The organism is Cerasibacillus terrae, assembly GCF_008039555.1.
GTDB lineage: Bacteria > Bacillota > Bacilli > Bacillales > Amphibacillaceae > Cerasibacillus > Cerasibacillus terrae.
Genome location: NZ_VDUW01000002.1, coordinates 120,623 through 143,060 on the forward strand (window position 1 = coordinate 120,623; position 22,438 = coordinate 143,060).

General features: G+C 35.2%; 18 protein-coding genes. 11 read left to right on the top strand and 7 right to left on the bottom strand.

Annotated features, from left to right (window positions below):
- The first annotated feature begins 39 nt into the window (after nucleotides 1-39).
- Nucleotides 40-1,230 (top strand): glycine C-acetyltransferase, encoded by a 1,191-nt coding sequence (locus tag FHP05_RS04050; protein ID WP_147665965.1) that lies wholly within the window; start codon nucleotides 40-42, stop codon nucleotides 1,228-1,230.
- Nucleotides 1,231-1,317: 87 nt separating this feature from the next.
- Nucleotides 1,318-2,256 carry an L-threonine 3-dehydrogenase gene (locus tag FHP05_RS04055; RefSeq protein WP_147665966.1) on the top strand — a complete coding sequence of 313 codons (939 nt, stop codon included), beginning with the start codon at nucleotides 1,318-1,320 and terminating at the stop codon, nucleotides 2,254-2,256.
- 67 nt (nucleotides 2,257-2,323) lie between these two features.
- Here FHP05_RS04055 and FHP05_RS04060 read toward each other — a convergent pair whose 3' ends face one another.
- Complete coding sequence (locus tag FHP05_RS04060; protein WP_147665967.1) at nucleotides 2,324-3,946, bottom strand: ABC-F family ATP-binding cassette domain-containing protein; 1,623 nt, start codon at nucleotides 3,944-3,946, stop codon at nucleotides 2,324-2,326.
- A gap of 248 nt (nucleotides 3,947-4,194) precedes the next feature.
- Here FHP05_RS04060 and FHP05_RS04065 point away from each other — a divergent pair, with 248 nt between their 5' ends.
- Nucleotides 4,195-4,809 (top strand): hypothetical protein, encoded by a 615-nt coding sequence (locus FHP05_RS04065; RefSeq protein WP_147665968.1) that lies wholly within the window; start codon nucleotides 4,195-4,197, stop codon nucleotides 4,807-4,809.
- A gap of 31 nt (nucleotides 4,810-4,840) precedes the next feature.
- Entirely contained in the window at nucleotides 4,841-5,821 is a 981-nt protein-coding gene (locus tag FHP05_RS04070) for a helix-turn-helix transcriptional regulator (RefSeq protein ID WP_147665969.1), read from the top strand.
- Between the two features lie 32 nt (nucleotides 5,822-5,853).
- On the opposite strand, the gene FHP05_RS04075 is transcribed toward FHP05_RS04070, so the two are convergent.
- From FHP05_RS04075 to rarD, 3 genes are all read right to left on the bottom strand, one after another.
- Nucleotides 5,854-6,477: a YpmS family protein gene (locus tag FHP05_RS04075; protein ID WP_147665970.1), complete on the bottom strand. Its 624-nt coding sequence runs from the start codon at nucleotides 6,475-6,477 to the stop codon at nucleotides 5,854-5,856.
- A 136-nt stretch (nucleotides 6,478-6,613) separates the two neighbouring features.
- The gene (locus FHP05_RS04080) at nucleotides 6,614-7,510 is read right to left on the bottom strand and encodes an SGNH/GDSL hydrolase family protein (protein ID WP_191126227.1); all 897 of its coding nucleotides are present in this window, start codon (nucleotides 7,508-7,510) and stop codon (nucleotides 6,614-6,616) included.
- A gap of 77 nt (nucleotides 7,511-7,587) precedes the next feature.
- The gene (rarD, locus tag FHP05_RS04085) at nucleotides 7,588-8,505 is read right to left on the bottom strand and encodes an EamA family transporter RarD (protein ID WP_147665972.1); all 918 of its coding nucleotides are present in this window, start codon (nucleotides 8,503-8,505) and stop codon (nucleotides 7,588-7,590) included.
- 207 nt (nucleotides 8,506-8,712) lie between these two features.
- On the opposite strand from rarD, the gene megL reads away from it, so the two are divergent.
- The 5 genes from megL to FHP05_RS04110 all read left to right on the top strand — a co-directional run bounded on the left by megL (nucleotide 8,713) and on the right by FHP05_RS04110 (nucleotide 14,834).
- Nucleotides 8,713-9,921, top strand: a complete 1,209-nt coding sequence (megL, locus tag FHP05_RS04090; protein ID WP_147665973.1) for a methionine gamma-lyase — start codon at nucleotides 8,713-8,715, stop codon at nucleotides 9,919-9,921.
- A gap of 290 nt (nucleotides 9,922-10,211) precedes the next feature.
- On the top strand, nucleotides 10,212-11,654 hold the full coding sequence (gene cls, locus FHP05_RS04095) for a cardiolipin synthase (RefSeq protein ID WP_147665974.1): 1,443 nt from the start codon (nucleotides 10,212-10,214) through the stop codon (nucleotides 11,652-11,654).
- A 155-nt stretch (nucleotides 11,655-11,809) separates the two neighbouring features.
- A complete protein-coding gene (locus FHP05_RS04100) occupies nucleotides 11,810-12,325 on the top strand; it encodes an acyl-CoA thioesterase (protein WP_147665975.1) in 516 nt (171 codons plus the stop codon).
- A 667-nt stretch (nucleotides 12,326-12,992) separates the two neighbouring features.
- Nucleotides 12,993-14,237: an aminopeptidase gene (locus FHP05_RS04105; protein WP_147665976.1), complete on the top strand. Its 1,245-nt coding sequence runs from the start codon at nucleotides 12,993-12,995 to the stop codon at nucleotides 14,235-14,237.
- A 153-nt stretch (nucleotides 14,238-14,390) separates the two neighbouring features.
- Entirely contained in the window at nucleotides 14,391-14,834 is a 444-nt protein-coding gene (locus FHP05_RS04110; protein WP_230973918.1) for a D-alanyl-D-alanine carboxypeptidase family protein, read from the top strand.
- Nucleotides 14,835-15,096: 262 nt separating this feature from the next.
- On the opposite strand, the gene recQ is transcribed toward FHP05_RS04110, so the two are convergent.
- Nucleotides 15,097-17,241: a DNA helicase RecQ gene (recQ, locus tag FHP05_RS04115; RefSeq protein WP_147665978.1), complete on the bottom strand. Its 2,145-nt coding sequence runs from the start codon at nucleotides 17,239-17,241 to the stop codon at nucleotides 15,097-15,099.
- Nucleotides 17,242-17,624: 383 nt separating this feature from the next.
- On the opposite strand from recQ, the gene FHP05_RS04120 reads away from it, so the two are divergent.
- Nucleotides 17,625-19,475: a cation:proton antiporter gene (locus tag FHP05_RS04120; protein WP_147665979.1), complete on the top strand. Its 1,851-nt coding sequence runs from the start codon at nucleotides 17,625-17,627 to the stop codon at nucleotides 19,473-19,475.
- A gap of 254 nt (nucleotides 19,476-19,729) precedes the next feature.
- On the opposite strand, the gene FHP05_RS04125 is transcribed toward FHP05_RS04120, so the two are convergent.
- On the bottom strand, nucleotides 19,730-20,167 hold the full coding sequence (locus FHP05_RS04125) for a hypothetical protein (RefSeq protein ID WP_147665980.1): 438 nt from the start codon (nucleotides 20,165-20,167) through the stop codon (nucleotides 19,730-19,732).
- A 48-nt stretch (nucleotides 20,168-20,215) separates the two neighbouring features.
- The gene (locus FHP05_RS04130; RefSeq protein ID WP_147665981.1) at nucleotides 20,216-20,410 is read right to left on the bottom strand and encodes an SE1832 family protein; all 195 of its coding nucleotides are present in this window, start codon (nucleotides 20,408-20,410) and stop codon (nucleotides 20,216-20,218) included.
- A 145-nt stretch (nucleotides 20,411-20,555) separates the two neighbouring features.
- On the opposite strand from FHP05_RS04130, the gene FHP05_RS04135 reads away from it, so the two are divergent.
- Entirely contained in the window at nucleotides 20,556-22,298 is a 1,743-nt protein-coding gene (locus tag FHP05_RS04135; RefSeq protein ID WP_147665982.1) for a phospho-sugar mutase, read from the top strand.
- Nucleotides 22,299-22,438 lie beyond the last annotated feature (140 nt).

The following is a 22,438-nucleotide window of genomic DNA, read 5'->3' on the forward strand; positions in this document are numbered from 1 at the left end:
AAATGTACATATCTTTTAATAAATGAAGGAGGAATTAATATGTCGAGTAAAATATTAAATAAATTTTTAAATGAAAGTATTGCAGATTTAAAAGAACGTGGAATGTATAACGAGATTGATCCTGTTCAAGGGGCAAATGGACCTCAAATTAATATTGATGGGAAACAATTAATTAACCTTTCTTCTAACAACTATTTAGGTTTAGCTACAGATGAGCGTCTAAAGCAAGTGGCGAAAGAAGCGGTTGATACACATGGTGTTGGGGCAGGTGCTGTTCGAACAATTAATGGTACTTTAGATCTTCATGTGGAACTAGAAAAGAGAATTGCTTCTTTTAAAGGAACAGAAGCAGCAATTTCTTATCAATCTGGATTCAATTGTAATATGGCAGCAATTTCTGCTGTAATGAATAAAGAAGATGCGATTCTTTCAGATGCATTAAATCATGCTTCCATTATTGATGGATGTCGTTTATCAAAAGCAAAAATTATTCCTTTTAATCACTCTGATATGGAAGACCTTCGTCAGAAAGCAAAAGAGGCTGTTGAATCTGGACAATATAAAAAGATTATGGTCATTACCGACGGGGTTTTCTCTATGGATGGAGATATTGCGAAACTTCCAGAAATTGTAGAGATTGCAGAGGAATTTGATTTAATAACATATGTGGATGATGCACATGGTTCAGGTGTCCTTGGAAAAGGTGCTGGGACGGTGAAACATTTTGGCCTACAAGATAAAGTTGATTTACAAATGGGTACATTATCCAAAGCAATTGGTGTTATCGGTGGTTATGTAGCTGGGAAGCAAAATCTAATTGACTGGTTAAAGGTGAGCTCACGCCCATTCTTATTCTCAACAGCTGTCTCACCAGCAGATGCGAAGGCAAGTACAAAGGCAATTGAACTATTAATGGAAAGCACAGAATTACATGACCGCTTATGGGAAAATGGCAGATATTTAAAAGAAGGTTTAAAAAAGCTTGGTTTTGATATTGGTAATAGTGAAACACCAATCACACCATGTATTATCGGAGACGAGAAAAAGGCACAACAATTTAGTAAGCGTCTTTTTGAAGAAGGAGTATACGCGAAATCTATCGTATTTCCTACTGTACCAAGAGGAACTGCACGGGTAAGAAATATGCCGACAGCAGCTCATACGAAGGAAATGCTTGATAAAGCACTTCAAATTTATGAAAAAATCGGTAAAGAAATGGATGTCATTTAAGGGGATTTTTTTCGTAAACGGCCACTCATCATCGTTTTTTATAAGTGGCTGTTTACATTTAGTCTATGCATAGAGGAGTTTATTGGAATGAAAAAGATTTTAGTAACAGGAGCTTTTGGCCAAATCGGCTCAGAGCTTGTCACTAAACTTTGTGATTTATATGGAACAGAAAATGTTATTGCAACAGATATTAAAGAAGTAGAACATTCAGGTCCATTTGAACAGTTGGATGTAACCGATGGGAAGCGATTGTTTGAAATAGCAAAGAAATATAAAGTAGATACAATCATGCATCTTGCTGCATTATTATCTGCCACCGCTGAAAAAATGCCCCAAAAAGCGTGGGATATTAATATGGGTGGTCTTGTAAATGCCTTGGAAGTTGCGAAAGAACTAGATTTACAGTTTTTCACCCCAAGTTCGATTGGTGCCTTTGGTCCAGCAACACCGAAAGATAATACACCACAAGATACGATTCAACGTCCAACAACAATGTATGGGGTAAATAAAGTATCAGGTGAATTGCTATGTGATTATTATTATCACCGTTTTGGTGTGGATACCCGTGGTGTGCGTTTTCCAGGACTCATCTCATATGTTGCACCACCGGGTGGAGGAACAACAGACTATGCAGTGGAAATTTATTATGAAGCAATAAAAAATAAGGCATATACCTCTTATATTGCAGAAAGAACATACATGGATATGATGTATATGCCAGATGCATTGGAAGCGATTGTTCAATTAATGGAGGCAGACCCTAGTAAATTAAAACATCGAAATGCCTTTAATATTTCCGCGATATCAGCGGCACCGGAGGATTTTGCGAAATCGATTCAAACTTATATGCCTGAATTTCAATTAGATTATGATGTGGATCCCGCCCGTCAGCAAATCGCTGATAGCTGGCCAAATAAAATTGACTCCACTGCGGCGACTGAAGAATGGGGATTTAAAGCAACCTATGATTTGGATAAAATGACAAAAGATATGCTAGAAAAAATCGCAGCAAAACAGAAAAAATAATCAGTGGGGATTTTAAAATAAACAAAAACAGCACTTATTCATGGAATAGGTGCTGTTTTTATATCATTTATGATTGATACATCTTTGTAATTTGCTCCTGCAATGCTTTGTCTCCAACATACTCATTATAACTCATTTCTTTATCAACCATTCCATTTGGTGTAAGCTCAATCAAACGATTGGCAATGGTTTCAACAGATTGATGGTCATGGGAGGTAAATAACATTGCCCCTTTGAATTTCATTAATCCATTGTTTAAGGCAGTAATTGATTCTAAGTCCAGATGGTTTGTTGGTTCATCTAAGAGAAGCACATTTGCATTCGATAACATCATTTTTGATAACATACAACGTACTTTTTCTCCACCAGATAAAACATTTGCTTTTTTCAATGCTTCTTCACCAGAAAAAAGCATTCTTCCTAAAAATCCGCGTAAGAAAGTTTCTGTTTCATCCTCTGGTGAGAATTGTCGTAACCATTCCACTAATGTCAAATCACTATTGTCGAAGTAGGCACTATTGTCTTTTGGAAAATAGGATTGGGATGTCGTTATCCCCCATTCATAGGAGCCGGCATCAGGTTCCATTTCACCCATCAAGATTTTGAAAAGGGTCGTGTTCGCTATTTCATCTTTTCCGACAAAGGCAATTTTATCTTCCTTTTTCATTGTAAAGCTGACATTATCGAGCACTTTTCTTCCGTCAATTGTTTTTGTTAAACCTTCCACGCGAAGTACATCCTTACCGATTTCTCTTTCTGGTGTAAAGGCAATATATGGATAACGTCTAGAAGATGGTTTAATATCATCGAGTGTAATGTTCTCTAATAATTTCTTCCTTGAGGTTGCTTGGCGTGATTTCGATGCATTTGCACTAAAGCGAGCAATAAATGCTTGTAGTTGTTTGACCTTTTCTTCTTTTTTCTTATTCTGTTCTTGTGCCATTTTTGCTGCTAACTGACTGGATTCATACCAGAAATCATAGTTACCAATATAGATTTCAATTTTACCAAAATCAACATCTGCTATATGCGTACATACTTTATTTAAGAAATGTCGATCATGCGAAACAACGATAACCGTATTTTCAAAGTTTATTAGGAATTCCTCTAACCATTGAATGGCCTGGATATCGAGACCGTTTGTTGGCTCATCCAATAATAAAATATCCGGGTTTCCAAATAGTGCTTGGGCAAGTAATATTTTTACCTTTTGTGCACCGGTAAGTTCAGCCATTTTCTTATCATGTAATCCTTCGTCAATACCAAGCCCTTTTAAAAGAATCGCGGCATCAGACTCTGCTTCCCAACCATTCATTTCAGCAAATTCGCCTTCTAATTCAGCAGCTCTAATCCCGTCTGCTTCGGAAAAATCAGCTTTCATGTAAATAGCATCTTTTTCTTGTTTCACTGCATATAATTTTTCATGACCCATTAAAACAACATCCATCACTTGATTGTCTTCATAAGCGAAGTGATCTTGTTTTAATACAGCAAGTCTTATACCAGGTGGAGTGGAAACTTCACCAGTTTGGGCTTCAATTTCACCGGATAAAATTTTAAGAAACGTGGATTTACCAGCACCATTGGCACCAATGACACCATAACAATTTCCTGGGGTGAATTTTAAATTAACGTCCTCAAAAAGTTTTTTATCACCATATCGTAAACTTACATTAGAAACAGTTATCATATATAATTATTTCCTCCATTATTTAAAAGTAGATTTAAGCTAAGCTTACTGTAAAATAGAGGTTATAGTCAATATGAATCTATTTTTTTGAAGATTTTTTACAGGAAACCGAGTATAATAGGACTACAGTAAATAGAATATGAAACTTTTTTATTCAAAGATACGTATAATGTATATAATCGCTTAAATTTAAAATGTATGATGAGTATTCATCAACTAAGGCATTGTATAAAACGGGGGGGAGTGTCATGAAAGATAAAACCATCTATATTCTTTTTATGAATACTGGTACTTATTTATCTAAGTTAATCCATTTATATACGAAAAAACCGTTAAATCATGTATCCATTGCCTTTGATGAAGATTTAACGAGAGTATACAGTTTTGGTCGAAAACAGCCACGTAATCCTTTTAGTGGAGGATTTGTACAGGAAGATATTCGTAGTAAGTTTTTAAAACACTCCGAATGTGCTTTATATACATTTCGTTTAACAGAGGCGGAATATAATGAAATTGAAACAATGGTAAAACAGTTTGAAAAAGACCAAGACAGGTATCGTTATAATTTCCTTGGCTTAATTGCTTTTCTATTTAAAATTAAACTACAACGAAAGCATGCTTATTTCTGTTCTCAATTTGTTGCAACATTATTATATCGGACAGAATCTTTTCAACCATCAAAGCCGGCCTGCTTCACTAAACCAGAAGATATACGAAACCAGACGGGAATGAAATTGGTTTATTATGGTAGACTGGGAGAATATCGAAAAGATTATCAACTTCAAGAACCAGAAGTGATTGATGTGAAGTCATCTTTTATTTTTTCATTACGAAATAAAGTAAAACAACTGGTTATTCGATAACCAGTTAAGTAGTAAAATAGGTGGTGAAGGTATGAAAGGTGGAAATAGCTATCGTATTCTAAAATTACGCGAGCTTTTATTCCGAGAAACAGATGAGGAAAATCAATTAACGATAACAGAACTGAATGAAAAACTTGGAAAAGTGATGGATGAAACATTCGATGTACGAACGTTAAAACGTGATATGGAAGTTTTAGCGGATTTGGGTTTCGATGTGATTCAAAACAAAGGGAAATACGGGAAGAATCTTTATAGCCACCAAGACCGTTTATTTGAAACATACCAATTACGACTAATAAATGATGCTATTCTTTCTGCACGTTTTATCACATCAAATGAAAAGAAATATCTAATTAAAAAGATTAAGCAGCTAACAAGTAAATATATTGCAGAAACATTACCAAATCCGATATTATTTAGTCCATCCTCTAATATGAATTATGATCTTATAAAGTTAAATATAGATCGAGTACATCGCGCGATATATAAACAGCGTGTACTTACATATCAATATGGGTCATATAATGTAGAAAAGGAATTCGAGTTTCATCGAGATGGTGAAATATATGAAGTGGAGCCATATGCATTGATATGGCAAAATGATTATTATTACTTGATTGGCCACTACTTGAAAAATAATGAAATCCGCCATTATCGATTAGACAGAATTCGTAACATTCAAGTGACAGAACAAAGATTTAGAAAACAGCCATTTAATTTAGAGGAATATGTGAATCAAACCTTTCATATGTTTGCAGGAAAAGATACGAGAATTAAAATTCGCTTTGTAAATAATCTAGTGAATGTCATGTTAGACAGATTTGGCCATGATGCAGATATAAAAAGATTAGATGAAGATCATTTTGTGTTAACTACGAAGGCGAAATTATCAGACGGACTCATTAATTGGATTTTAACATGGGGAAATCAGGCGAAGGTATTATCTCCACCTGAGGTAGTTGATGCAGTGAAAAATAAAATTATAGATATGCAAAAATTGTATGATGAATAAGAGACAGCGGGATTGTATATAATCTCGCTGTTCTATTTTGATTCTTCATGTTTATGAGAGGACTCAATTCCAAGTGTTTCATATGGTACTTTAATTTTCATTGCAATATGATTTGCTTCCAGGTCAAAATGATCCACTTGTACTTGGAAGTTACTTTTCATTTCCATATCGGTTACAGCAACATAGATTTCTTCCTTGTTAGGATCAATATCTACCCATTCTGGAACAGGTAAAAATCTCTTCATATATTTCATGATCTGTTTATTTGGCAACTCTAAGAGTCCAACAGAGATAGATTTTTGTTTTAATATAATGTTTCCATCATCTTGAACAAGTGGTTCCAAGTGGATGGATAATGGAACCGTCGCAGAAAAGACAGGAAGTTCTCCTTGTAAATGAACATCATCTTCTAGGGAAATCTGATAGTGATGTTTTGTGTCTTGTAGTAATTGTTCTAAGTATGCATTTACTAATTCATTTAAGTTTGCTTTTGTTGTGCGAATAATAAACTCAGAATATTGGTCTTTATTCAGCTCTTCTACTTCCCTTTTTTCTGGTGAAGGAGCTGGCCAAAGAATAAATAGACTAATAAAAATGACGACAATAAGATTAATAGATAATAAAATAAGGAAGTATTTTTTCCAATTTCTCTTCATATCTTACTCCTATCCCACAATAAAGCGAAAGGGATGTGAGGGGAAATAAGCCTTTCGTTATTGTTTTTGGTTATTTTCGTAACCTGTTTGATGAATGTGCTATCGTTATATAAAAAGTTGTTAAAACAGCCATCTCTTAAGGATTATTATTTAAATACTTTAAAATACGCTCCGCAATATATTGATAACCCAATTGATTTGGGTGGAAATGATCATCTGCTAAGACTTCTTTAGATTGTCCCTTAAACAAGTCTGCTGTCGGGACAAAATATGTTTTTGGAAATTGCTTTGTAACGGATTCCCCCACTTTATTCCATTCTTCAGAGATTACTTCCAATTCCTCAATATCTGGAAAATAGCCTGCAAATGGATTGTAAAAACCAATTAAATAGATTTCAGCTTCATTGTTGATGTTTCGAATGGTGTGAAAGATGGATTCAAGTCTTTCTTTATATTTTGGCTTTTCTTCTTCAAATGGCTTATGGGTAATGTTTGTAATGTTTTGCTTTAATACATACATGACATCATTGGCACCAATCGTGATTAAAATGATGTCCGCTTGTTCTAATTTGTTTTGAATATCAGGTTCGTCTAAGCGTTCTATTAGTTGACTTGTTCGATTTCCGCGTTTTCCTAAATTCTCAATCTGAGCTAGCAGTTTGTCTTCACGAATTTTTTCTTTAAATACACCAACATATCCACCTTGTTCTGTTTCATCACCGACCCCTTCTGTTAAAGAGTCTCCAATCGCAACAATATGAGCTGTTTTCCTTGCGATAATTTGCTTTGCGTGTTGCATCACATCTTCTAATTTTTCATTAAGAACGGTTGATCTGTCATCTTCTTCCTTTTGATTGGTTTGTTTATCTTCTTTTATATCTTCATCCGTTTTCTCTTGCTCTGTTTCTTGTAATTGTTCTTTAAAATGGGTAACCTTTGTTTCTGTAGGGACCTCATTTCCAAAATAGAATAAGCCAATAATCCCAAGAGAAAGACTAGTAAGAAGGATTCCCCAAATTATTTTATTCTTCATATAGAGCCCACCAATATTTCTGTCATTAGTATTAGTATATCTCTTTTTCGTATAGAACATTACAGGAAGTTATTGTATCATGAATGTTCTTTAAGCCTTCTTTTTCGATGTAAAAAGGTTGGTCCTTCATTAATGGATGCAATATAAATAATTAAAGCAATCCAAATGAATGAGAATGCGAGTAGGTGCATGGGAGAAAATGTTTCATGATATAGAAAAACACCGATTCCAAGCATAATAGTCGGTGCAATATATTGTAAAAATCCTATCATTGATAGTGGAATACCTTTCGCACCCTTAGAGAACAGCAAAAGCGGTGTTGCCGTAGCAATTCCTGCCCCTATTAAAACAATATTTGTTTTTGAAAAAATATCCAATGAAAATGCTGTTTGTGGTAATTGTAACAAATAAATAAAGGCAATTGGTGTCACAATCATCGTTTCAATGGTTAATCCATTCATTGCTGAAAGATGGATCGTCTTTTTAATGAAACCATAAATCGCAAAGGAGATAGCTAGCCATATGGATACCCAAGGGAATACACCTGCATGTACTGTTAGAAGAAGGACACCAATACTTGCTAACAGAACGGAAACCACTTGTCCTTTTGTTAACTTTTCCTTTAAAATGATGACCCCTAATAAAACACTAATTAATGGATTGATATAGTAACCGAGGCTTGCTTGCACAATATATTCATTATTAACGGCCCATATGTATGTTAGCCAATTTGTACTTATAACGATGGAAGCAAGAGTAATGCCGATGAATTGTTTTTTATTTTTCAACATATGTCGATATTCCTTTATGAAAGATGGCCATGCACGCATTCCAGTAATAATTGCTAACATAAAAACAAAAGACCAAATAATCCGGTGTGCTAAGATTTCTCCGGCATTTACATTATCAATTAGTTTCCAATAAATTGGTAGAAACCCCCATATAATGTATGCGCTAATTACATCGACAATGCTTGTTTTCTTTTTAGTTTGCAAGCTAATCCCTCCTTTGTTTCTAGTTATTTCTAAATAATTAAATTTTAGACTATTTGTGAAAAATTGCAACCCTGTATATTATGAAAAGGATTTTTTATTCATAATTTGTTGTGGATAACTAATGATGGGAAAAATTAAAAGAAAGCGTTTACATTTAAGTATGGTATAGCGTATGATAAGAATAAAGGTATAGGAGGGAAGTTTGTTATGAAGAAAAAATATGACCATTTTGAAACAGCGGCAATCCATGCAGGATATGATTCAAAGGATATGATGGGTAGTTTGTCAACACCGATTTTTCAAACATCCACGTTTACGTTTGACACAGCGGAACAAGGAGAACGGCGATTTAGAGGGGAAGAAGAGGGATTTATTTATTCTAGACTTGGTAATCCGACTGTCACAGCATTAGAAGATAAAATTGCCACACTTGAAGGTGGAGAAAAGGGGCTTGCCTTTGCATCTGGAATGGCAGCGGTCTCTGCCGTATTAGTTGCCTTAACAAAAGCAAATGATCATATTTTATGTTCGAATGGTTTATATGGTTGTACATTTGGTTTATTAACGATGATGGAAGAAAAATACCAAATAACACATGATTTTTCAGCGATGCGAACGAAAGAAGAGGTTCGTTCACTTATCAAACCAGAAACGGCATGTATCTATATTGAAACACCGATTAATCCGACCATGCAATTAATTGATCTTGAAATGGTTGCAGAGGTTGCTAAGGAATATGAAATTCCTGTTGTTGTGGATAATACCTTTTCCTCTCCTTATTTACAACGTCCACTTGAATTGGGCTGTGATGTTGTCATTCATAGTGCGACAAAATATATTGGGGGCCATGGAGATGTGGTGGCAGGGCTTGTTGTTGGAAAAAGAGACTTTCTTGATTCGGTTCAGATGACAACACAAAAAGATATCGGTGGAATTATATCACCGTTTCAAGCTTGGCTATTACTACGCGGTTTAAAAACACTTCCCGTTCGTATGGACCGTCACTCAGAACAAGCAGAAAAAATGGTTGAAAAATTAAAAGCACATCCAGCCGTGTCGAATGTGTATTACCCAAGTGGTTCCATTCAAAAGAAGCAAATGTCTCGTGGTGGTGGCATGATTTCCTTTGAGATAGAGGGTACAAAACAGACAGCACAGGAATTAATGAATCATCTTTCCTTTATTAAAATTGCGGTTAGTTTAGGGGATACAGAAACATTAATTCAACATCCGGCAACAATGACACATGCTGTTGTTCCAGAAAAGTCACGTGAACAGATGGGAATAACCGATCAGCTCCTTCGTTTATCCGTTGGCCTGGAAGCTTGGCAGGATATATGGAATGATTTAGAACAAGCATTAAATAAAATAGAAAAAAGTTTATCTAATAAAACTTCCTCAATGGTAAATAAATAAAAAAAAAAAGCGTGAAAAACGCTCTTTTTTTTATCGCAGGTTAACTGGCTACAAGACCCCTACTGGGTGAAGGTTCATTTTATTTACTGTTTTTAAAAAGATTGTTCTCAGTAGGGGATGTATCTTTGTAAAATATGAACGAAATCAATCGTACACAAAAGCATCCTTTCATAAAAGTAAAGAAATCAGGCGGGAAAGCGGGGAAAGCTAACATTTAGCTTCCATGTCACCCCTAATTCCATTTTATGCTATATTGTAAAGAGAAGAGAAGTTGGAAAGGGGTCTTGTGGATGGGGCTAACACCTTATTTGTTTAGTCTTGTATTTGTGATTAACATTGGTTTGGCACTCTCTGTTATCTTTCTAGAGAGAAAAGACGCTCCAGCAACATGGGCATGGCTAATGGTATTATTTTTCATACCAATCGTCGGCTTTTTTCTATATTTAGTCTTCGGAAAGCCACTGCGGGGAACACGAATTTTTAAATGGGATCGAGAAAGTAAGCACGGTGTAAAGAAAGCCGTACAGAAACAAATGCGAGCAATCGAAAATAATAATTTTCATTTTAGACAACAAGAATTAATGGAGTATAAGGACTTATATTATTTACATTTACGTAATAATGATGCCATATTCACACAAAATAACCAGGTTGATATTTTTACAGATGGAACTGAAAAATTTAAGGCTCTGATTCATGATTTAGAACAAGCGACAGACCATATCCATCTGCTTTACTATATTATTCGTCATGATGAGTTAGGCCAGCGTATTGCAAGGGTGTTAATGAAGAAGGCGAAAGCAGGTGTAGATGTCCGAGTTTTATATGATGATATGGGTTCTCGAATGCTTCGTCCGAAGTTCGTCCGGGAGCTTAGAAAGGCTGGAGTCCGTGTTGATTCATTCTTTCCACCAAAGATACCGAAAATTAATTTTAAGATAAACTACCGCAACCACCGGAAATTGGTTATTATCGATGGAAAATTGGGATATATCGGTGGATTTAATATTGGTGATGAATATGTCGGAAAAAGTAAGAAATTCGGATATTGGCGAGATACCCATTTACGGATTGAGGGGGATGCTGTACGTAATATGCAGACACGTTTTATTCTTGATTGGAATCAAGCATCACGAAATCATATTCATTATGAGAAACGATTTTATGATGCAGTGCCAAAGGGGGATACAGGGATTCAAATTGTCTCAAGTGGACCTGATTCGAGTTGGGAACAGATCAAAAATGGATACATTAAAATGATTATGTCGGCAAAAGAGTATATTTATTTGCAAACACCATACTATATTCCTGATGAAAGTTTACGTGATGCCTTGCAAATTGCTGCCCTATCAGGTGTAGATGTTAAGATTATGATTCCGAATATGCCGGATCACCCATTTGTATATTGGGCAACATTCTCGCATATTGGTGATGTGTTGGAGGCAGGGGCAGAGGCATATATTTATCAAAAAGGATTTATGCATGCCAAAACAATTGTAGTGGATGGAAAAATTGCCTCTGTTGGAACGGCAAATATAGATGTACGTAGTTTTCGTTTGAATTTTGAAGTGAATGCATTTATTTATGATATTGCAATTGCCCAACAATTGGTGGCTGAATTTGAAGAAGATATGAGACATTCGACGCAAATGCCGAAATCCTTATATGATAAGCGGTCGCTTGGAATTCGGATGAAGGAATCAGTCTCCCGATTATTGTCACCTATATTATAAGGCGAAACTTCAGTAAGTAAGGGGTTCTTCATTCCACTGATTGTTAGCACAAGAGAGGAATGAGCCAAATCCCCCTGTGAAATCTCCATTCTTTGTCATGGACGGGGAAGAAATGCTAAAATGAATTAAGACATACCCAGAAAGGAAAGAAGCATATGAACGCAAAACCTTGTTCTAATTCATTATCTGTAAAACTCTCGCAAGTTATGCCGCCAGACACAAATCCTCATGGGACATTATTTGGTGGAAAATTAATGGCCTATTTTGATGATGTAGCATCAATTGCTGCCATTCGTCATGCTCGAAAAAATGTTGTAACTGCTTCAACAGACTCCTTTGATTTTCTAGCACCAGTAAAAGCTGGAAATTCTATTTGTGTGGAGGCATATGTGACATGGACACATAAAACATCAATGGAAATATTTGCTAAGGCTGTAACTGAAGATTTAATTACAGGTGAACGCCAAGTGTGTGCAACAGCATTCCTAACATTTGTTGCTATTGATGAAGATGGTCGCCCGAGTCCTGTTCCAGCCGTATATCCAGAAACAGAACAAGAAAAATTACTACATGAAGGTGCACCAAAACGTGCAGAAGAACGAAGAGAAAGAAGAAAACAATCAAAAGGATTTGCTGATATGTTCGGGACGGGATATCCGTGGTCACGATAAAGTGAAACTTCAATCAGTGGGAGTTTTTTTCGTCACCCACTGATTGTTAGTAGAACGAATCGGGCTTTTACTGGCTGTTGACTCTCCACTTATAATACTTGAATGTCTCGAATTTATGATGTGGAGGTCTTACAGCCAGTTAATTTGCGGAAAAGTGAAAAGTTCTCCCACTTATCAATTATGATGGTGGGACTTTTTTCTATATGAATTAGTTTCAAGAGGGTATAAACAAAAGCAAAGTTTGTGTAATCGTGCCCAATATTTTCGAAAACGTAGAAATTGGTCACGAATAGACGTTTATCATTCCCAAGAATTTTGAAATTAGGAAGAACGGTCACGAATAGGGTGTAATCATTCCCTTAAATCCAGAAAATGTGAAATAAGGTCATGAATAACTTTTAATCATGCCCAGAAATTGAAAAAACGCTAAAATTGGTCACGAATAGGAACCACCCATTCTTTATCTTCGCGGCGTTAAGTCAAGTCGCTTTAGGCGGGAAAAGTTACGCTAAGCTTCGAGATAAGTGTGACTAAGGTTCAGACTGGGTAAAAACTCCATCTGAACCAAGTTTTCTTTATTATTAACCATTATTAGTCTATCGAAATTGTATAATTCATTTTTTTGTGAAATAATAAAAAGATAAATAGTTATGGAGGGATTATCGATATGATAGAACAACAAACCATGGAAAAATATGCGGAACTGGCCTTGAAAACAGGTGTTAATTTACAAAAAGGGCAAGCCTTAATGATTAATGCTCCATTAGAAGGAATGGAATTTACAAAAAAAGTCGTCCGGAAAGCTTGGGAATTAGGGGCGAAAGATGTACATGTTAACTGGGTGGATGATGAATTAACATTATTAAAATTTCAACATGCCCCAGAGGAAGTGTTGACAAATTTCCCTGAGTGGAGAGTTCAATTACATAATAGTCTTGCAGAGGAGGGTGGAGCGGTTCTTCATATCCGTGCAACAAATCCAGATTTATTAAAAGATGTGGACCCGACTCGAATTGCGAAAGCGAATAAAGCATCAGGTGAAGCATTAACGAAATTCCGTGAATATACGATGAATGATCGAATTACATGGTCGATTATCTCCATTCCATCAGGTGACTGGGCACAAAAGGTTTTTCCAAACCAATCAAAAGAAGAAGCAGTCCAAAGTCTTTGGGATGCTATTGTTAAAATTGTTCGTGTTGATCAAGATAATCCAATTGCAGCTTGGGAAAAACATAATGAAACATTGAAAAAGGCTCATCAAGTATTAAATCAGAAAAAATATAAAAAATTAATTTTTAAAGCACCAGGGACAAATTTAGAAATGGAACTTCCAGAAGGCCATATTTGGAAAGGTGGTTCTGCTGTATCAACACAAGGAATTACGTTTAACCCAAATATGCCGACAGAAGAAGTTTTCACGATGCCACATAAATATGGTGTCAATGGTACTGTATCTAGTACGAAACCACTCAATTATGGTGGTAGCTTAATTGACAATTTCAGTCTAACTTTTAAAGATGGAAAAGTAGTTGACTTTAAAGCGGAACAAGGAGAAGAAACTTTAAAACATTTATTAGAGACAGATGAAGGGGCAACACGCCTAGGAGAAGTTGCACTTGTTCCACATGAATCCCCAATTTCTCAATCAGGCTTAATATTCTATAACACATTATTTGATGAAAATGCATCTTGTCATATTGCATTAGGAAAAGCATATCCGACGAACTTAGAAGGTGGCTCTGATATGAATAAAGAAGAGCTTGATCAGCATGGTGCAAATGATAGTCTGACACATGTTGACTTTATGATTGGATCAGATAAATTAGATATTGATGGAGTGCTTCATGATGGTACAACAGAAGCAGTTTTCCGTAGTGGAGCATGGGCGATTAACATTAATGTTGAGTGACAATATAGTTGTTTAAAAAACACACGTTATCGATTACAATTAAAGTAATCGAACGTGTGTTTTTAATGCAGGGAATAATATGTAAAATAGAAAATAAAAAAACTTTATTCAGGAGTGGGAAGATGAGAAATATCTCGATATTGATTGCTGATGATGAATAATAAGGCTACTAAACTTGGATTGAATGACACACACTTTACTAATCCAGAAGGCCTCCATAATAAAAAGCAATATACGACAGCTTCTGACATGGCCAAGCTTTTAGATTATGCATTAGATAATGGTCATTTTAAAGCGATTTTTACAAAAGAGACATTTCAGACAACGTTAACTAAGGATCATCCTGATGGAATCTTGCTAGAATCAACTGTGCTTTCGTCTCTTAATAAAGAAGAACAAGATGGCTTTGAAATTATTGGGGGGAAATCTGGTACAACATATGATGCAGGGCAATGCTGGGCAACACTTGGGTTGGTGGATGAACGTGAATATATAAGTATTGTTAAGGGGGCTCCTTTAGAAGATATTAGTCATCCAGATAAAGCACAAATAGCGGATACGCTGAAGCTGTATACAAAGATTAAAACTTGCGAATAGGGAAATCTATTTAACATAAAACCGGGTTTACAGGGGATTTCTGGTCAAACCTTATCTAAAGCAACATTGAGATTTTTTTTAATTGAAGTTTCACTTTATTGTTACTCTATAATTAAATAAATTTAAACGATGCTGGGGCATAAGTTGAAATTTAATTGAATTTAGATAAAATCCTAAAAAAAACCGTATGAAATCAATGTTTTTTAAACTAGATTTCATACGGTTATTCATTTTAAAAGTGTTTTGTCCAGTCTCTTTTTAATTATGCTAAATCATTCTTCACTAATACAGCTTTGATTTTCGTATAGCTATATTCTTCATCTATTGCTTCTTTTAGTGCTTTTAATTTTGGTTCATCTATTTCTTTCCGTGCCCTCAGAATTGTCTCCTCTTCCTGTTTATTAAAGAAAATCTCCCAAACAATGGTATAGCCTTCTTTATATGCTTTAAATAAATGATTTTCAATTGTCTGCGGTGAAAGGTCGCGCATTATTGATATTTCTTTAATCATTTTTCCTGATTGGAATAGCTCATAGCTAATTAAATGGCTTGGTCTTGTGTCAGCAGTTTTTTGTTTTCGTACAACTGTCTCGGGTTGGGAAATGGAAATCTTTCCTTTTTTATTCGGATGTTCTTCTTGCCAATTCTGAAGTACTTTTAGAAATGCCTCCCCATATTGATCATATTTTCTTTCACCAACACCTTTGATATTTAAAAGGCTTTCTTTTGTCATAGGCAGATAGCGAGCCATGTCCTTTAATGTGGCATCAGAAAAAATGACATATGGAGGTACTGCTTTTTCTACAGCAATTTTTTTACGTAAATGACGCAATTCCTCAAATAAATCCCCATAATAATCGGATACTTCTCCTGTTGGAATTGGTGCAAGAAACATCGTGACTTGACGTTTCCCTTTTAAAACATCTACAGATTGTTGATTTAATTTTAAAGTTGGATATTTGCCACCTTCTGTAGAAAGTAAATCTTCTGCAATTAAGAAATGAATTCGTTCTGTCAATTCCTTTTCTGTATAGTTAGATAATAAGCCATATGTAGATAAAGAGCGGAATCCAAGTTCACGAACCTTTTTATCATTCGATCCCTTCAAAACCTTCGCGGTAAGCGTGATACCGTATCGTTCATTCATTCTTTTCACACAGGATAAAATCATTTGTGCTTCCTCTGTAATATCTACCTTTTCTTTACGATCTGTACAATTACTACATTGTCCACAATTATCTATTGGTCCTTTATCTTTAAAATAATCCAGAATAAATGTTGCCAAACAACTATGTGTATGACAATAGTTAATCATTGCTTGTAAATTTTGGTATTCTTGCTGTTTAGCATTGTCATCCATTTGCGACTGTTCGATAAAGAATTTCTGCAATTGTATGTCTTGTGGAGAGAATAACAAAATACAATCACTTGGTTCTCCATCTCTTCCTGCACGACCTGCTTCTTGATAATACGATTCAATAGTCATTGGCATGGCATAATGGATTACAAAACGAACGTTTGATTTATCTATCCCCATCCCAAATGCATTAGTTGCAATCATAATGTTTATTTCATCATGTACAAAGGCGGTTTGTGCACGTTTGCGCTCCATTTCTGATAGGCCTGCATGGTATTTGGCAACAGAAAAACCACGATTTTCAAATAAAGTATAGAGCCCGTCCACTTGTTTTCTAGTTGCTGCATATATGATTCCTGATTCTTGGGAACGTTTCTCTAAAAAGCTTTGAAGAAATGATCGTTTATCCTTTCCCTTTATGACATGAAAAGAAAGATTGTCACGCTTAAATCCTGTATTGATAATATGTTGTTCGTGAACATCTAATAAGGATTGAATATCCTTAATTACCTGTTCTGTAGCAGTTGCTGTTAAAGCGATAAAAGCAGGAATGTTCTTCAATCGTTTTAAGCTAGGAACAATGGACCGATAGCTTGGACGGAAATCATGTCCCCATTGTGAAATACAATGTGCTTCATCAAAAGCAACGAAAGCAATCGGAATGGTTTTAATCGTGTTTATAAACCAAGCTGAATCAAATCGTTCTGGTGCGACATATAAAAATTTATATCGTCTATTTTTTAAATCGAAAAGACGCTTCTTCTGTTCTTCGGTAGAAAGAGAACTATTTATGTAAGTTGCTGGAATCCCTAAGGCAATAAGGGAATCAACTTGGTCTTTCATCAATGAAATTAATGGAGAGATAATAATTGCGGTTCCTTCCATAATGAGTCCAGGGATTTGGTAGCATAAGGATTTTCCACCACCGGTAGGCATAATAGCCAATGTGTTGTTCATTTCTAAGACAAGGTCAATTACTTTCTTTTGCCCAGGACGAAAAGATGGATAACCGAAATAGGTTTGTAAAATACTTTCTGGTTTACCGAGCATGTAAATCTTCCTTTCTCCTATAACTCATCCTACCATATTTTTTCATGGGAAGATGTATGAAAAATAAAAGGGATTTATATTTTTTCACCATCTATCCATACTAAAATACCGACAAATAAGATAGTGATTATAAAAATATTTTCTTTTTTATTGAATTTGAATCGCGTTATTTTACTTTTCTTTAGAATAAAGATTGATACAGCAACATTGTGAGAATGAAAAAAACAGGAGATACATATATTTAAGGTTCGTTTGTAAAAAACAAATCATTTCATTTCAGATTTAACTGTTTACTTTTTCGTAAATCGCATATACAATGTCCTTATATTTTGAATCCGAAACAGGAAATAAAACCAAATGATGGGAATTAAAAGGGGGAAAAAATGAACTTATCACTGCTATTTGAAATTATGTTAATTGGTCTTTTAGGGATTGGTTCACAATGGGTGGCATGGCGTTATCGGATGCCTGCAATTGTTGTCATGTCTGTAACAGGACTAATCATCGGCCCAATATTCGGTTGGATTAATCCTCAAGAAGACTTTGGAGATTTATATAATCCGATTATATCTGTTGCTGTTGCGATTATCCTTTTTGAAGGAAGTCTGAATTTACGTTTTAAAGAACTGAGTGATTTAGGAAAACCAGTATTTCGTATTTCAACCATTGGAGCATTTATTGCCTGGATTCTCGGTTCACTAACCGCACATTATATTGCAGGACTTTCTTGGGCAGTTGCTTTTGTTATAGGTGGTTTATTTATTGTAACAGGGCCAACCGTCATCATGCCACTATTAAGGCAGTCTAAATTAAAGCCTCGTCCGGCTAAGATTTTAAAGTGGGAAGGAATTATTGTTGACCCAATCGGTGCATTGTTAGCTGTATTTGCTTTTGAGATTATTGCTTTTCTAACTTCTGATAACCCAAGCGGAGAAAAATTACTAATTTTCTTTGCTGCATCGGTTTTTGCCGCTATTTTTGGTTGGGCATGTGGAAAGGGTATTGGTTATGTGTTCGAAAGAGGGTATATCCCCGAGTTCTTGAAATCCCCAGCTGTGTTCATTGTCGTTATTTTATGTTTTACGATACCAGATGAAATTGTTCATGAAACAGGACTTTTATCTGTAACGGCAATGGGACTTACACTAGCAAATATGGGAATCAGCTCTGTTATAGAGATGAGACATTTCAAGGAAAACATGTCTATTTTGCTAATCTCAGCAATCTTCATTATGTTAACTGCGTCATTGCAGATGGAGACATTGCTACAAATCTTTAGCCCGAATATTATCGGATATGTATTATTAATGATGTTTGCTGTTCGTCCGTTATCCATCTTTTTGTCAACGATTGGTACGAATTTAACATTAAATGAAAAATTATTAGTCGGATGGATAGCACCTAGAGGTATTGTTGCATTGACTGTGTCGAGTTATTTCGCAGGTATTCTTCTGGAAGCAGGCTATGAAGATGCAACATTGTTAACGACTTTAACATTTGGTCTCGTGTTTTTTACCGTGTTAGCACATGGATTTACAATTGGACCATTGGCGAAAAAATTACATTTATCTATGGAAGGTCGTCCTGGTACGTTAATTGTTGGAAGCAATCGCTTTACTGTTGAGTTTGCTAAAACATTGATGAAAGCTGAAACTCCGGTTATTATTGTAGATTCTTCATGGAGAAAACTTCGCCTTGCTCGTGAAGCGGGTATTCCATTTTATCATGGAGAAATGCTATCCGAACAAACAGAATATCATTTAGATACGATGCCATACGATTATTTAATCGCAGCATCTGATGATCCATTTTATAATTCATTAATCTGTACAACATTTATGCCAGAATATGGACGGACCAATGTCTTTAAATTAAGTCCATATGATCAGATGAACATTAATTCTACAGGTGAAATTGTTCCAAAAGTTGCTGGTCGAGTCTTATTTAAAGAAGAAGTAACAATGACCGGCTTAAATGATATGTTGCGAAGAGGATTTGTTTTCCGCCATACTGCAATTACAGAACAATTTAGATTTAAACATTATGTAAAGGAAAAAGATAATGACACAATTTTCCTATATCTCATTAAACCGTCTGGACAGATTAAATACTTTACCGAAGATTTAAAAGTAGCACCAGAGGTAGGAGATATTATTGTAAGTATTACGCCACCAACGAAAGAACAGGCAAAGATACAAGCGAAAATCGAACAGACGAAGAATGGGAAGAAGTAGTTAAAGTTGCTTTATACTGAAATCTAGTGAAAAGATATTTATTACTAGGAGATTTACACGAAGATTTTTATAAAAAAACATAAGGCCCACAAGCGAAAAATGAGCTATGGGCCTTATTACATGTGTATGAGCATGAATGGGATTAACTTAGTAGCGTTTTAGCAATATCCTATTGAAAAAAAGAAGGCATATTGCCCCTCACAACTAGCTTTCTAAATTCAGGCTCATTCTCAAACTTTATAGCTTTTCGGTCACTAATCCGAATTTCCAGATTTGGTATCCCGATTTCGTGTACTAAGCATGATATCGGTCACTAATCCGGATTTGGTATCCCGATTTCGTGTACTAAGGAGAATATCGGTCACTAATCCAGATTTGGTATCCCGATTTCGTGTACTAAGGAGAATATCGGTCACTAATCCAGATTTGGTTTCCCGATTATGTGTACAAAGCAGAATATCGATCACTAATCCAGATTTGGTATCCCGATTATGTGTACTAAGCAGAATATCGGTCACTAATCCTAATTTGGTAGCCCGATTTTGTGTACTAAGGAGAATATACGTCACTAATCCAGATTTGGTATCCCGATTTCGTGTACTAAGCAGAATATCGGTCACTAATCCTAATTTGGTAGCCTGATTTCGTGTACTAAATAGAATTCCGATCACTGAAAATTCTAAAGTTAGCATAAAATAGATGCTGACTTTGGAAATATAGAAAACTCATGCGTATCTTTCTTATTGATCCAATTGATCCAATTGTTCCATTTGTTCATATACTTCAGCAATTTCCTTTTCGATTCGAATTAACTGTTCTTCCGCTGAAGAAACTCGTCCTTTTACATATTCTAATTTATCCATATCACTTTGAATACGTGCATAATCTGCTTTTAAATTCGTTAGCTCATCTTGTAATTCCTTTTTCGTTTTCATTCATTCCACCCTTTCTAGCTATCAGTTTAGCAAGTAAAAAGAATAACTGCAATGGGTTTACTAGTGTGAAAACCGTAACTGTTAGTATATTTTGAGAAAATATGTTAAAATTTGAGCATATTATAGACGCTGGGGGAAACTTGGCATGAATATTTGGAAAAAGGCCTATGAAAAATGGATAGGCAATGAACAACTTCACCCACCTTTAAAAAAGGAATTACAATCCATTCAATACAATGAAGAGAAATTACAGGAATTATTTCATAAAGATTTAACATTTGGTACAGGTGGTATTCGTGGAGTCGTTGGAGCAGGAACCAATCGTTTAAATATATATACAATCCGAAAGGTTATCCACGGATTAGCACATTATTTATTGGCTAACTGTGTGAATGTAAAAGATCGTGGTGTTGTTATAGCTTATGATAATCGATATATGTCAAAGGAATTCGCCATAGAGACAGCTAAAACACTTGGTGTATTTGGTATAAAAACATACGTATTTACATCCATTCGCCCAACACCATTATTATCCTATGCTGTTCGATATTTTGGTACGGTTGCAGGTGTGATGATTACTGCAAGTCATAATCCACCAGAGTATAATGGTTTGAAGGTTTATAATGAAGATGGTGGACAACTAATTCCAGAAGAGGCAAATGAAGTAATGCAAGAAATTCAAAAACTTGATAATGAATTAAAAGTCCCTATTCTTTCAGAAATAGAATTGGAAGAAAAAGAATTATTGATTTGGGTAGAAAATGAAGTAGATGATGCTTATTTACAAGAATTTGTTCAAATAACAAGGCAACCAAATGATGTATTCCAAACGAAAAGGGATTTAAAGATTGTCTTTACCCCACTACATGGGACAGCATATGATTTAGTAAGGCGTGGTCTCGATGTTTTTCATTTTCCAGAGGTCCATGTTGTAGAAGAACAAATCATTTCTGATCCGGAATTTAAAACGGTTGAATCACCGAATCCAGAAGAACATCAAGCATTTCAGTTAGCAATGGAAAAGGGATATAAAGTGGATGCTGATATTTTATTAGCAACAGATCCAGACGCAGATCGTTTAGGGGTAGCAGTAAAAAACAAAGCAGGAACATATACAGTTTTAACTGGAAACCAACTAGGTTGTCTGTTTATTGATTATATTTTAACCCATACAGATCCTATATTTTTAAAAAACGGACGCATTTTAAAAACAATCGTGACCACGGAACTTGCAACCTCTGTTGCGGAATCGTATGGTGTAGAAGTAGTCAATACGTTAACAGGATTTAAATATATAGCTGATGAAATCCGTCAATATGATGAAACTGGTGAAACATATTTATTCGGCTTTGAAGAAAGTTACGGCTATTTATTTAGTGGATTTGTTCGAGATAAAGATGCCATCCAAGCAGCTGTTATGGCCTGTGAAATGGCGGAGTTTTGGAAAAGACAAGGGAAAACATTATTAGATGTATTAGAAGATTTATATGAAAAACATAGGTTCCATGTAGAAGACATGACATCAATCACATTAGAGGGTGTAAGTGGTACGAAGCAGATTGAAGCAATCATGAATGATGTGCGAGATAATCCGTTTACAGAAATTGCCTCTCTTCAAGTGGAGAAAATAGAAGATTATCTAGTGGGTGAGCGAAAGATACTCCCAGAAGAAAGACAAGAAACATTGGATTTGCCAAAAGAAAATACGATTAAATATATATTAGAAAATAATAATTGGCTATGTTTACGTCCATCAGGAACAGAACCAAAAATAAAATGTTACTATGGTGTCAGCGGAAAAAGTAAAGAAGAAAGTAAAATAAGATTAACTTCTTTAAAAGGCGCAATTGAGCAACGATTTGATCAGATTTTAAAGAATATCAAATAGATGAAATGATGTATTTTTTGTATAACTATTGACATTTATTGAAAAAGCATGTTTAATATAATTAAGTGAATAGCATTCCTAAAGGGGAGTAGCTGTACAGTTTAAGTCGTCATTACGAGGATATTTCTCCGGCTTGAGCT